This is a genomic window from Ruminococcus sp. YRD2003 (assembly GCA_900109435.1).
Taxonomy (GTDB): Bacteria; Bacillota; Clostridia; order Oscillospirales; family Ruminococcaceae; genus Ruminococcus; species Ruminococcus flavefaciens_G.
This window is the reverse complement of sequence record FNZT01000005.1, coordinates 151,753-164,074: the sequence shown is the minus strand read 5'-3', so window position 1 is coordinate 164,074 and position 12,322 is coordinate 151,753. Positions and strand designations below refer to the sequence as shown.

General features: G+C 53.5%; 12 protein-coding genes. 8 read left to right on the top strand and 4 right to left on the bottom strand.

Features of this window, described 5'->3' with window-relative positions; translation table 11 throughout:
- Positions 1–285 precede the first annotated feature (285 nt).
- The 3 genes from rplJ (at position 286) to BMX22_RS04915 (ending at position 2,237) form a co-directional block, all read left to right on the top strand.
- Positions 286–798, top strand: a complete 513-nt coding sequence (gene rplJ, locus BMX22_RS04925; RefSeq protein WP_074741194.1) for a 50S ribosomal protein L10 — start codon at positions 286–288, stop codon at positions 796–798.
- 75 nt (positions 799–873) lie between these two features.
- Positions 874–1,248 carry a 50S ribosomal protein L7/L12 gene (rplL, locus tag BMX22_RS04920; RefSeq protein WP_074741192.1) on the top strand — a complete coding sequence of 125 codons (375 nt, stop codon included), beginning with the start codon at positions 874–876 and terminating at the stop codon, positions 1,246–1,248.
- A 197-nt stretch (positions 1,249–1,445) separates the two neighbouring features.
- Positions 1,446–2,237, top strand: a complete 792-nt coding sequence (locus tag BMX22_RS04915) for a CAP domain-containing protein (RefSeq protein WP_074741190.1) — start codon at positions 1,446–1,448, stop codon at positions 2,235–2,237.
- A 178-nt stretch (positions 2,238–2,415) separates the two neighbouring features.
- Here the strand turns inward: BMX22_RS04915 and BMX22_RS04910 are convergent, their stop codons facing one another.
- From BMX22_RS04910 to BMX22_RS04900, 3 genes are all read right to left on the bottom strand, one after another.
- Positions 2,416–3,186: a hypothetical protein gene (locus BMX22_RS04910; RefSeq protein WP_074741188.1), complete on the bottom strand. Its 771-nt coding sequence runs from the start codon at positions 3,184–3,186 to the stop codon at positions 2,416–2,418.
- Positions 3,187–3,241: 55 nt separating this feature from the next.
- Entirely contained in the window at positions 3,242–3,919 is a 678-nt protein-coding gene (locus BMX22_RS04905; protein WP_074741186.1) for a hypothetical protein, read from the bottom strand.
- Positions 3,920–4,032: 113 nt separating this feature from the next.
- Positions 4,033–4,866 carry a pyridoxamine kinase gene (locus BMX22_RS04900; protein WP_074741184.1) on the bottom strand — a complete coding sequence of 278 codons (834 nt, stop codon included), beginning with the start codon at positions 4,864–4,866 and terminating at the stop codon, positions 4,033–4,035.
- A 142-nt stretch (positions 4,867–5,008) separates the two neighbouring features.
- Between BMX22_RS04900 and BMX22_RS04895 the strand changes: the two genes are divergently transcribed.
- Both BMX22_RS04895 and BMX22_RS04890 read left to right on the top strand, forming a co-directional pair.
- A complete protein-coding gene (locus BMX22_RS04895) occupies positions 5,009–7,531 on the top strand; it encodes a YfhO family protein (protein WP_074741182.1) in 2,523 nt (840 codons plus the stop codon).
- A 9-nt stretch (positions 7,532–7,540) separates the two neighbouring features.
- Positions 7,541–8,077 (top strand): NUDIX domain-containing protein, encoded by a 537-nt coding sequence (locus BMX22_RS04890; RefSeq protein ID WP_074741180.1) that lies wholly within the window; start codon positions 7,541–7,543, stop codon positions 8,075–8,077.
- Positions 8,078–8,154: 77 nt separating this feature from the next.
- Here the strand turns inward: BMX22_RS04890 and spoVG are convergent, their stop codons facing one another.
- Entirely contained in the window at positions 8,155–8,457 is a 303-nt protein-coding gene (gene spoVG, locus BMX22_RS04885) for a septation regulator SpoVG (protein WP_074741178.1), read from the bottom strand.
- Between the two features lie 312 nt (positions 8,458–8,769).
- Between spoVG and murC the strand changes: the two genes are divergently transcribed.
- From murC to BMX22_RS04870, 3 genes are read left to right on the top strand one after another with little or no spacing between them, the layout of a single operon-like run.
- Positions 8,770–10,197, top strand: a complete 1,428-nt coding sequence (gene murC / locus BMX22_RS04880; RefSeq protein ID WP_318259680.1) for a UDP-N-acetylmuramate--L-alanine ligase — start codon at positions 8,770–8,772, stop codon at positions 10,195–10,197.
- Between the two features lies 1 nt (position 10,198).
- A complete protein-coding gene (gene lexA / locus BMX22_RS04875; protein ID WP_074741176.1) occupies positions 10,199–10,780 on the top strand; it encodes a transcriptional repressor LexA in 582 nt (193 codons plus the stop codon).
- Between the two features lie 19 nt (positions 10,781–10,799).
- On the top strand, positions 10,800–12,296 hold the full coding sequence (locus tag BMX22_RS04870; protein ID WP_081349087.1) for an ABC transporter substrate-binding protein: 1,497 nt from the start codon (positions 10,800–10,802) through the stop codon (positions 12,294–12,296).
- The last annotated feature ends 26 nt before the right edge of the window (positions 12,297–12,322 follow it).

The window sequence follows — 12,322 nt, the reverse complement described above, 5'->3', positions numbered from 1 at the left end:
AGGCTGCCAACAGGCAGCCTTTTGGCTTTATGAAAAATCTGATTTTTTGAAAAAATCGCAAATACCCCTTGACAAATCCAAATTTATGATGTATAATTATAAAGCTGCTTGAAAAAGCGGTGCATATCGTATTCTAAAGACAGCTGGCAGGTTTTACCGTAAGTCCCGCCGAGGAATTGCAAGTGATATCAAAAAGCTATCATTGTCCTTTCCCGAGCTGTCGGCAAAGGACATTTTTATTGCACTCTGAATACGATACATAAATTATTCGGAGGTGAATACACAATGCCAAGCAATGCAGTTCTCGAAGCAAAGAAGGCAAAGGTCGATCAGCTCACAGAAGTCCTCAAGAATGCAGTATCAGGCGTTCTCGTTGACTACAAGGGTATCACCGTTGAGGAGGATACCAAGCTCAGAAAGGAGCTCCGTGAGGCTGGTGTCAACTACTTCGTAGAGAAGAACACAATGCTTCTCCGTGCATTCAAGAATGTCGGAATCGAAGGCCTCGATGAGTCGCTCAACGGTACAACCGCAATCGCTCTCTCGAACGAGGATCAGACTGCTCCCGCACGAATCCTCGGCAAGTTTGCTGAGAAGGCAGGCGACGAGAAGTTCAACCTCAAGGCAGGCTTTGTTGAAGGAGAGGTATACGATCAGGCAGGAGTTATCGCTCTTTCCAAGATCCCCTCAAAGGACGTTCTGCTCGCACAGCTCGTTGGTTCTCTTCAGGGCCCGATGCAGAAGCTCGCAGCTACTCTCAAGGCAGTTGCAGACAAGAAGTCAGAGGAAGCTGCCTGATTTCTGTAATCAACATTACGCAGCTTAGAAGAATGGCCGTATATCGGTAAAATTAATTAAAAGGAGATTATTATCATGGCTTCAGAGAAGATCACAAAATTTGTTGAAGATATCAAGACTCTTTCTGTTCTCGAGCTTGCTGAGCTCGTAGACGCTATCCAGGAAGAATTCGGCGTAACAGCAATGGTTGCTGCTGCTCCTGCTGCTGGCGGTGCAGCTGGCGGTGCAGAGGCTGCTAAGACAGAGTTCGACGTAGTTCTCACATCCTTCGGTGATGCTAAGATGGCAGTTATCAAGGTTGCTAAGGAAGTTCTCGGTCTTGGTCTTAAGGAGGCTAAGGAAGTAGTTGAGTCTGCTCCTAAGGCTATCAAGGAAGGCGTATCCGAGGCAGAGGCAAACGAGCTCAAGGCTAAGTTTGAAGAGGCTGGCGCTACGATCGAGCTCAAGTAATCGAATTACTTACGCTTACAAGGGACTGTACGATGTACAGTCCCTTTTATTTTGCTAAATAAAGCCATTTTCTTTGTGACAAACGTAAATGCGGGGAAGGATTAATTGTGTATTTCTACAATTTTTTTGCTTCTCGTTGACAACTTATCATCAATTGTGGTATCATAAGCTTATATAGAGCAGAGGAGGTCGCCGCAATGAAAAAGATGTTGAGCATAATGGCAGCAGCCGTCATTGCGGCTGCGGGCATAACGGGTGTCAGCGCACAAGCCGCGGGCGTCAGCGCGCCGACCCTCACTGAGCATAGCATGACCATTTCTGCATCCGAGCTCTCCGACTACGCTAACGAAGTTGCAGTCATTGTGAACAAGGAGCGCAGCGCGAAGGGGCTCAAACCGCTGAGGGTATTGCCCAAGCTGCAAAGCGCGGCACAGGTCCGTGCGGAGGAGATAACGCAGGTATTCGACCACCAGCGTCCCGACGGCACGTCCTGCTTCAGCGTAATAGAGCAGTTCGGGCTCGACTACTACTACATCGGCGAGAACATCGCAGCAGGGCAGAGCTCGCCCGAGCGCGTAATGAACGCATGGATGAACTCCGAGGGACACAGGAAAAATATCCTCGACCCTGACTTCATGTACATCGGCGTAGGCGTCGCACAGAAAGGGAATACGCTTTACTGGTCGCAGATATTCCTGAAATACAATGAATTTTCCGAGGCATACATACCGAAGGAGAAGGAAAAGACCATGAGCTACGGCGACCTTGACTCCGACGGCAAGGTAGACAGCCGTGACGCATCAAAGATACTTGTTGAATACGCCGCAGCTTCATCGGGAGGCTCATCAAAGCTCAGCTCCGACCAGAGAGAGTGCGCAGACATCGACTCAAACGGCAAGATAGACAGCAAGGACGCATCGTACGTCCTCGGCTTCTACTCGTATCTCTCAGCAGGCGGCGGAGAGACCGACATCAAAAAATGGCTGTAATATGAAATGGAGAAGCAACATAAGGACTGTACCTATACGGAAGTATTACGGGACATATATCGGGGGAAACCCTTTTTCAAAAGGGTTTCCCTCAATATATACTCCGTATTGCTTCTGTATGAGTACAGCCCTTAGGCGCGGTATTTGCTTTCCCAATATGTGTATGCGGAAGTCTTTTCTACTTCGTGAACATTTCGTGGAGCTTTGTCAGATACGCCGCTTTCCACTGCGTGTACTGCTCCTCGTCCTCGGGAGAGGGTGGATCGCCCTCGTTCAAAGCCGCGAATACGCGCTGTCCTGCCTCTGCGCCGCCGTGCGGGAGCTCCGCGGCTTTAGCGGTACAGGGCAGGAGCTGCCCTGTCGTGACTTCGCATGAGCAGTGCGGAGGCAACCCCGCTGAATCAAGTATTCTGCGGTCGCTGTCCGAAACGGGCTGCTCCGTAATCTCAAGGGCGAGAAACGGCGGCAGAAGCACCTCCGCTTCCTCGGGCTTTGCGTAGAAATCAAGGGCTGACGCTACGTCGATACACGGCGTCCCCTGCGGCAGTGTCAACCTCATCAGCGCGATGCCGCGTCTGTCGCGGTACTCGCTCAGGAAGCCCGCTGTTGAGGTCGATGTGAAGGAAAGCGTTGCGCCTGCCGATTTGCAGAGGGCGTAGTCAGACCACCGCTCCACGCGGTATGTGCGGAGCTCCGTCTCCGACGAGCACTTCCCGAAAGCCGAAAACAGCTCCGCGAAAAGCTCCGTCAGCCGCTCCGTATCCGCAAGTATCGCGGGATTCAGACGCTTGCCCTCGGCGGCGCGGGAGCGTTCGGTCGCTGTTCCCGCAAAGAAGAGCGAGTTCAGCGCCGTGTATGCCTTGGGGTCGCTCCAGAACTCAGCGTTCCCCGAAACATCGCCGATATAGTACCGCAGCGCGGCTTTTTCACGCCCATTAAGCTCTGACATACCGTCCTCCTAAAATTTAAGCCGACTGAATACTGAGGTTCAGTCGGCTCGTTTTTTACCATGTGCCTGCGTCGGGTGTTACCGAAGGGGTGGGTGTTGCGCCCTGATTCGGGTCGGGAGTTACACCACCCTGATTCGGGTCGGGAGTTACACCGCCCTGATTCGGATTGGGGGTCGCACCGCCCTGATTCGGGTCGGGATTCGTCACGCCCTGTCCCTGATTCGGGTCAACGGGATTCGTCACGCCCTGTCCCTGATTCGGGTCAACGGGATTCGTCACGCCCTGTCCCTGATTCGGGTCAAGAGGATTGCTCGGGTCTATCGGCTCGCTCGGGTCTACGGGCGTAGTGTAGGTCTCGGTATATCCGGGCATACCGCCTGTCGGGATGCGTCCGTTCATCGAGAAGCCCGAACCTGTGGTGATATTGATCGTGAAGGTAGTACGTGCGCGGGTCGTGTGCGGCTTCGTGGTCGTCACTTTTGTCGTTGTAACGGGAGCGGTGGAAACAGTGGTCTCTACCGTGGGAACGCCGCTCTGTACGGGCTCGCCGTTCTCCTGGAACATATTCTCGCCTCTGCCGATGTTGGTCATTATCTTCTCGGACGGGGTTATCGGGAACAATATGAAAAATGCAAGGATGATCATTGTCATCACTACGAAGCTTCCGCACGAAAGCACGGTTATCTTCGTCGATTTTTTCAGACTGTCGTAAAATCCTGTAAATTTGCTCATTTAACTAACACACTCCAAAAATACTCTGAGGTTTGACTGCGTACATTTTATTTTATCTCAAACGTCGGGAAATGTCAATAGGCAAAAGTGATAAAACGGCGAAATTTGTCCCCTCACTTGCGGAGATAGTCTATCAGGTCTCCGAGGCAGAGCTCGAAACAGCTCCCGTACCATACCTCGTCGGCGTGCGGTAGAGTTGCCGTTATGCAGTCAGATGTGAACCTGACTGCGAGCTCGAGCGCCTCGCCGAGGTCTTTTCCGAGGGTGACGGCTCCTGTGAACACGCTTGCGAAGATGTCGCCCGTGCCGTGGAAGCGCCTGTCTATATGGCGGCAGTATGCGCTGTGATATCTGCCGCTCTCGGAGTCGTAGGCGACGGCTCCGTGCTCGTCACCGCGGCGCACTCCCGTCAGGACGGGACGCTTGCAGCCGAGCTCGGCAAGAGAACGTAGCAGTCTGCGCGAATGCTCCTCGTCGGGGCTCTCTTCGTACGGTATATCGAGCAGAAAGGCTGCCTCGGTCATATTCGGTATCACGTAGTCAGCCTTGGTGCAGAGCTTTCGCATCCCGCTGACGAGCTCGTCCGTGAATCCCGCGTACAGCTTCCCTGCATCGCCCATTACGGGGTCGACCACGATGAAGTTGTCCTCGCGCCCGAAAGTATCAATGAAGTCGGAGACTATCTGCACCTGTGCGGGCGAGCCGAGATATCCCGTGTATACCGCGTCAAAGCCGAGTCCGAGCTTTTCCCAGTGGGAGGCTATCTGCGGGATGTCTCCCGTGAGGTCGCGGAAGGTGTAGCCGCTGAAGCCGCCTGTGTGAGTCGAGAGCACGGCTGTCGGTATCACGGCGGTCTCTATGCCCATTGCCGATATTATTGGCAGTGCTACGGTCAGGGAACACTTCCCGAAGCACGATATATCCTGTATTGTAACAGCTCTTTTCATAATTATCTTTCCTTGCAGCAATATTATATCTATTTTACCGCAAATCCCTCTCATTGTCAAGCCGCGTAGCTGAACCCCTGCCCTTGATTAAACCAGACCTTTGTGGTATAATATGTGTATTGTCACCACTCGGAGGATAGAAATGAAAGCAAATGACCTCAGATATACACGATATACCAAGGAACGCTATCTGACCGCGTTCCTGCTCGGAGCTCTGACGCTCCTGCTCGCGCTGCTTCCTGTTATGCTCTGCGAGCGCGGATACTTCATCTACTACGGCGACTTCAACGCTCAGCAGATACCCTTCTACAGCCTTTCTAACGACGCCGTCCGTGCGGGACAGCTCGGCTGGAACTGGTTCACCGACCTCGGTTCGGACTGGCTCACATCTTACTCCTTCTACCTCGCCGCAAGCCCTTTCTTCTGGCTGACGACGATACTCCCGCGGGCTGCCGTACCCTACTCGATACCATTTCTGCTCGCGCTCAAGCACGGTCTCGCATCGCTGACCGCATATGCCTATATCCGCCGTTTTGTCCGCAGCAAGGAGGCATCACTCGTCGGGGCTATGCTCTATGCGTCCTCGGGCTTTCAGGTTTTCAACCTCTTCTTCAACCACTTTCAGGACGTAACTGCGCTCTTCCCGCTCATGCTCATCGCTCTCGAGGAGAACATCAACAACCGCAGACGCGGCTGGTTCGCGGTAATTGTGGCGGTGATGGCGGCGCTCAACTACTACTTCTTCGCGGGTGAAGCCGTCTTCCTCATCATGTACTTCTTCATGAGGCTGCCGTGCAGGGACTTCCGCGCATCGTGGGGACGCTTCTTCGGTCTGTTTTTCGAGGCTGTCATCGGCTCCTGCATTGCCTGTGCGGTGCTGCTGCCGTCGGCACTGGCGATACTCGGGAACTACCGCGTCAGCGAGCACGTCTGGGGCAGCGACTGGCTGTTCTACCCCGAGCCGTCACGCATTATCCGCGTGATACAGACTTTCTTTATGCCGTCCGATGCCCCTGCAAGACCGAACCTGTTCAAGAGCGAACAGGCTAAATGGTCGTCGGTGGGCGGATATTTCCCGCTCTTCGGGATGCTCGGCGTCATCACCTTCATCCGCACTCACCGCAGACACTGGGCTGTGAGAGTGTCGCTGTTCTGTATGGTCTGCGCTTTCGTGCCGATACTCAACAGTATGTTCTATACCTTCAACGCCTCTTACTACGCACGCTGGTTCTTTATGCCGATACTGATACTCGCTGTGATGACGGCGGTCGCACTCGACGACGAAAAGGCGGATTTTGCTCCCGCTGTAAAGCTCTCGGCGGCGGCACTCGCCATATTCGCTGCGATATCTCTGATACCCGAGAAGACGGACGGCAAGCTCAGCTTCTTTACCTTCCCGAACGATATCATCTATTTCTGCATCCAGCTCGCGGTTGCCGTGATATTCCTTGTATGTGCGGCATTTCTGCTCAGGCGGCGCAGAAAAGGTCTTGATCACTGGTGGCTTTCCGTAGCAGGCACCGCTCTCGCAAGCGCGATCTGTATCCTGTCGGTAGTGGTGTACGGCGCCGTAACTCCAAAGGATGCGCGGGAATATATTGATTCCGCCATAAACGGCAGGGACAGCGTTTATGAGAGAGTCTCGGACGAAAACTTCTTCCGCACCGATATCTCCGAAAACTGCGACAATTACCCCATGCTGTGGGGACTGCCGTCCATGCGGTGCTTCCAGAGCGTGGTAAGTACCTCGATAATGGAGTTCTATGACAATATCGGCATTCAGCGCGATGTTGCTTCACGTCCCGATATTTCGCACTATACCCTGCGCGGTCTGCTCTCAGTCAAATACTTCTACAGGGAGATAAAGGAAGGCTATTCGTTAGAAGAGATGCAGGCAGGCGTGAGTCCGTCCTCTTCGTCCGAGGGCAAGGACAAGAAGTTCGAGCTCGAAGCCGCAAAGGTCGATATCACCAAGTATCTGACGGGGTTCGAGTATGTCGGCTCGAACGACTTTTTCGAGATCTACGAGAACAAGCTCTTTGTGCCGATGGGATTCACGTACGACTCTTATGTTGCCGAATCAACTGCGGAGGATATGTCCGATACCGCGCTCGAAAAGCTCCTGATAAGGGCGCTCGTGCTCAATGACGAGCAGATAGAGAAATACGCCGATATCATCGACAGACTGCCGAATGAACAGGCAGTGAAGATGAGCAAGTCGGACTACGAGCGCTCATGCCGCGAGAAACAGCAGCACTGCTCCGACTCGTTCACCTTTGACTCGCACGGCTTTACGTCCGAGATAACCCTCGGCGAGCCGAGACTTGTGTTCTTCAGCGTGCCATTCAGCGAGGGCTGGACTGCCGAGGTCAACGGCAAGCCTGTGGACGTCGAGAAGGTGTCATTCGGGTTTATGGCGGTCAGGGGCGAAACTGGCGCGAACAGGATAGTGTTCCGCTACAGGACGCCGGGACTCCGCACGGGAGCTCTCATCACGCTCGGGTCTGTGCTGATACTGGCGGCTTACCTGCTCATTATGCGCTTCGTAGACCGCAGACGCCGCGAGCCTGCGCTCAGACACTTCTACGATTACGAATCATTGCAGAAGGTGACTGCCTCCGAGGTCTATACGAGGAGCTTCATCAAAGATAATAATACGAAATGAGGTCTTTTTATGCATCTGGAAGAAAAAACACTCAGCAGCGAAACAGTCTTTGAGGGGAAAATATTCACCATAACCCACGATACGGTCGAGCTCGAGAACGGCGACACCGCTATCCGTGACTGCCTGCTCCACCACGGCGGAGTATGCGTGCTCCCCGTGAATGAAAATAATGAGGTCTTCCTCGTCAGACAGTTCCGCTACCCGTTCCGAACAGTGACACTCGAAGCTCCCGCAGGCAAGCTCGAAAAGGGCGAGGACCACGCTGAATGCGGCAGACGCGAGCTCCTCGAGGAAACGGGCTGCACCTGCGAGGAGTATACCTTCATCGGCGAGATGTTCCCCACTCCTGCGTATAACTCCGAAATTACCTATATGTACCTCGCACGCGGGCTCTCATTCGACAAGCAGTCGCTCGACCCCGACGAGTTCCTCGACGTCGTGAAAATGCCTCTCGCCGAGGCTGTGGAACGCGTCATGGACGGCTCTATCCGCGACGGCAAGACGCAGATAGTCCTGCTCAAAGCAGCGCGGATACTCGGTCTCTGAAAAGTTCTGCGGCGGACACGTTGGTGGGCTTGTCTTAGTTTGACCATAAAAAAAGAGCGCCTGTGAGCGCTCTTTTTTTATTCTTCTGTTTCTGTATGCTCGTCCGACTCATCTGCGGTGCTCATTGCAATCTGCCTGTCATACGCCTCAAGTATCGTCTCCTCGAACATCTTGCGCGCCGAGGACGATATGGGGTGGATTATGTCGCGGAAGACGCCGTTTTCGTCCTTTCGGCTCGGCATTGCGACAAATAATCTCTCGTCGCCCTGTACGACCTTGATGTCGTGAACTGCGAGCATATCGTCGACTGTGACGGATACTACGGCGCGAAGCCTTCCCTCTGACAGCATCTTTCTTATTTTCACGTCTGTGATGTTCATGCATATACCTCCCGTGTGGTATTTCCTATTCTCTTTAAATGAGCAAATTTTTTGCATATCGTCTATGTTCACACATCATATAATATGCTTTTGCATTATTATAACACATTAATCTAAAAATTGCAATACAAATTTGAAATAATTAAATATATATTCATCACTGTAAACCTTTATAGCAATAAAGCGGTGACATTTATCAAAAAACAGAACATTTATTCAAATTAGCACTTGAATTATTTACTTGAATATAGTATAATAATAAAATAGGTATAATATTGCTAAATTTACAAATCAATGAAAAGGTGATCTCAATTGGATAATTCTATCCTCAATATTCTTGACGGAAAAAAACATATACACTTCATCGGTATCGGCGGCTCTGGAATGTACCCCCTCGCGCAGATACTCCACGGACAGGGCTACTACCTCACAGGCTCGGACAACAACGAGACCGAGACGCTTGACGCTGTACGCAAAATGGGCATTCCCGTTTTCATCGGTCAGCGCGCCGAGAACATCGAGGGTGCCGACCTCATCGTCCATACTGCCGCGATAATGGCTGATAACCCCGAGCTTATCGCCGCTAAGGCAAGCGGTGTTCCTGTGCTGGAGCGCGCCGACCTCCTCGGGATCGTCACGAGTTGGTACAGCAACGCGATATGCGTTTCGGGTACGCACGGCAAGACCTCCACGACCTCAATGATAACGCAGATACTCTGCACCGCTGATATCGACATTTCTGCCTATATCGGCGGCAAGCTCCCATGCATCGGCGGGAGCGGCAAGTCGGGTTCGAGCGATATCCTCGTGTGCGAATCGTGCGAGTTCGAGGACCACTTCCTCAAGTTCTTCCCCGATATTTCGGTTATCCTCAACATAGATGCCGACCACCTCGACTACTTCGGCACACTCGATAACATCATAAAGTCCTTCCGCAAATTCAGCGAGAATACCTCGAAGTGCATCATCGTCAACGGCTCGGACGCTAATTCAATGAAGGCTATCGAGGGTATCAACGGCAAGGAGATTATCACTTTCGGCAGAGACAGCTCCTGCGATTACTACCCCGAGAACGTCAAGCATGAAAACGGTCTGCTCACGACCTATGACGCAATGTACCGCGGCGAGAAGCTCGGCACGGTGACGCTCCACGTCGCGGGTATCCACAATGTGCTCAACTCGCTTGCCGCTGTTGCCGCCGCAAGATACGTCGGCGCCGACTTCAAGGCTGTTCAGAAGGGTCTGGAGGACTTCCGCGGGGCAAAAAGACGCTTCGAGAAGCTCGGCTGCGAAAAGGGCATCACCGTCGTCGACGACTACGCTCACCACCCGACAGAGCTCGAGGCTACGCTCAATGCGGCTATGGAGATGAACTTCCGCAACGTGTGGGCGGTGTTCCAGCCGTTTACGTTCAGCCGCACCAAGCTCCTGCTCGACGACTTCGCACGCGTACTACAGATACCAGACCATGCAGTGCTGACCGATATCATGGGCAGCCGTGAGAAAAATACCTACGGCATCTTCACCCGCCACCTCGCCGAAAAGATCCCGAACTGCATATGGTTCCCGCAGGACGAGAGCGCGGAGTGGACCGACGAACGCAAATACGCCAATTTCCAGCAGATATGCGACTACGTTTGCGAGCACGCTCAGGAGGGCGACCTCGTCATCACGCTCGGCTGCGGAGACGCCTACAAGATAGCAAAAATGATACTGAAAAAGCTTTCAGAGGAGGTATAATATGTCCAAGGAAAAGGAACTCGAGGTCTTTAATTTCATCAAGAGCCGCCTGAGTGAGGGCATATCCCCGTCAGTGCGCGAAATAATGGACGCTGCGGGATTTAAGTCGACTTCAACGGCACATCGCTACATCAATGCGCTCGTTGACGAGGGACTTATCGAAAAGTCGGACAGCCTCAACCGCTCGCTCCGTCTGCCGAACTGCTCGTCTGCTTCCGTGCCGATAATGGGTACGGTGACTGCTGGGCAGCCTATCACCGCTGTTCAGGATATCACGGGCTACCTCGGATTCGAGGCTCCGGGCTGTGACCCGAACGAACTCTTTGCGCTCAGAGTGCGCGGCGAGAGCATGATAAACGCAGGTATCCTCGACGGCGATATCGTCATCGTGAAGCAGACCGACTACGCCGAAAACGGTGATATCGTCGTCGCTTTCGTTGACGGCGAGGAGGCTACTGTCAAGCGCTTCTACAAGGAGAAGGGGTATTACCGCCTTCAGCCCGAGAACGATACTATGGAACCCATTATCCTCGATGAGTGCGAGATACTCGGAAAGGTCATCGGTCTGAAAAGATACTATTGACCCCTAAAGGAGCTTTGCTATGATACCCAAAAGAAAAGCAGCAGCTGTCACCGCAGCCTGTTTTATAGCAGCAGCACTCGCCTCCTGCGGACATGAACCGCTCATGGAGGAGGAAATAGAAATACCCGAGCCCGTCACGACCGCCGAGATGCCGACCGAGGAGGAGACCGAACCTCCAACTGAGGAGGAGACCACAGGGGAGTGTCAGCCCGAGGAACCTGTTATCATGCTCGGCACGGGCGGAGACACTTTCACCGTCGTGGCGTGGAATCGCGATGAGGCTCCGATACTTATCGCTGACTGGCTCGGCGCGGACGTCAATGACGTAAAAAGCGGCAAGAGCTTGAAGGCTCCGTCGGGAGCAGAAGTGAACTTTGTCTGCTTCAACACGGGCGGCTATGATGCTTTCGACTGCTACGACAGGATGTTCAGCAGCGGTGACGATATCGACGTTTACCTCTGCGAGCCCGACTGGGCGAGGAAGCTCACCGACGACGATTCACGCTCGGCACCGATGTCGGCGCTCGGCATCACCGAGGAGGTGCTCGGCGATATGTACCCCTACACCATTGAGCAGGGCAAGAACAGCAGCGGCGTGCTGAAGGCTCTCGCGTGGGACGCTTCTCCGGGCTGCTTCACCTACAATGCGGAGCTCGCTAAGGAGTACCTCGGAGCTGAGACTCCCGAGGAGATGCAGGCGCTCATCAGCGATTGGGACAAGTTTACGGAAACCGCTGAGTTAGTCGCGAAGAAGTCCGATAAGAAGACAGCCCTCGCCGATTCCCTCGGCAGTATGTGGCAGGCTTACAGCAGCGGCGGCTTCTCAATGCCGCTCGTTGTCGGGAATAAGCCCGTCATCGGCGACGAGGTCAGGGACTTCGCAGATATGGCGAAGAAGCTCTGGGAATGCGGCGGGGTTTCGCACAACTCACAGTGGACGGACGACTGGTATGAAAACGGCAGGAACGGCGGCTGTATGGGCTGCTTCATCCCTGCGTGGGGCTTCGCTGACGGAGCTTTCGGCTTGGAGATGACGGGCGGCGATACGCTCGGAAAATGGGCGCTCTGCGAAGGTCCGCAGCCTTATTGGTGGGGCGGCACGATGCTCGCCGTCAACCCCGCGACCGACAACGGTGACGAGGCTTACGATCTCATCTACTCCGCCGTTTTCGACGAGCTCAACTTTATGGACTTCGCCTCGCAGACCGCATATCTCCCGAACTGCCGTTCCCTTGTCGGCTACCTGAAAACAAGGGAATGGGAGCTTTCCGATGAGTTCAAAGCCAATGACTTGATATGGCAGCACTTCACCAACGGCGGTGACAGGCTCAGCATTCTCGATAAAAACGCTAAAGCAATAGACCTCACGGACAAGATAACAAGGTACGATGCGGATATCAGCTGTGCGATGTTCGATGCGATAGAATACAAGTACATCAAGGACGGCAGGAGCTGGGAGGACACCGTCTCGTTCATGCAGGACGACATCGCTGTATCCTGTCCCGAACTTGACTAAGATAAACAGTGCGGCTTCTGCCGCGG

What these genes read in the sequence shown, in the direction of transcription:
- BMX22_RS04915 (WP_074741190.1), top strand. Translation starts at nt 1,446, where the DNA reads ATGAAAAAGATGTTGAGCATAATGGCAGCAGCCGTCATTGCGGCTGCG.
- BMX22_RS04900 (WP_074741184.1), bottom strand. Translation starts at nt 4,866, where the DNA reads ATGAAAAGAGCTGTTACAATACAGGATATATCGTGCTTCGGGAAGTGT.
- BMX22_RS04905 (WP_074741186.1), bottom strand. Translation starts at nt 3,919, where the DNA reads ATGAGCAAATTTACAGGATTTTACGACAGTCTGAAAAAATCGACGAAG.
- rplJ (WP_074741194.1), top strand. Translation starts at nt 286, where the DNA reads ATGCCAAGCAATGCAGTTCTCGAAGCAAAGAAGGCAAAGGTCGATCAG.
- BMX22_RS04910 (WP_074741188.1), bottom strand. Translation starts at nt 3,186, where the DNA reads ATGTCAGAGCTTAATGGGCGTGAAAAAGCCGCGCTGCGGTACTATATC.
- rplL (WP_074741192.1), top strand. Translation starts at nt 874, where the DNA reads ATGGCTTCAGAGAAGATCACAAAATTTGTTGAAGATATCAAGACTCTT.
- BMX22_RS04890 (WP_074741180.1), top strand. Translation starts at nt 7,541, where the DNA reads ATGCATCTGGAAGAAAAAACACTCAGCAGCGAAACAGTCTTTGAGGGG.
- lexA (WP_074741176.1), top strand. Translation starts at nt 10,199, where the DNA reads ATGTCCAAGGAAAAGGAACTCGAGGTCTTTAATTTCATCAAGAGCCGC.
- BMX22_RS04895 (WP_074741182.1), top strand. Translation starts at nt 5,009, where the DNA reads ATGAAAGCAAATGACCTCAGATATACACGATATACCAAGGAACGCTAT.
- BMX22_RS04870 (WP_081349087.1), top strand. Translation starts at nt 10,800, where the DNA reads ATGATACCCAAAAGAAAAGCAGCAGCTGTCACCGCAGCCTGTTTTATA.
- spoVG (WP_074741178.1), bottom strand. Translation starts at nt 8,457, where the DNA reads ATGAACATCACAGACGTGAAAATAAGAAAGATGCTGTCAGAGGGAAGG.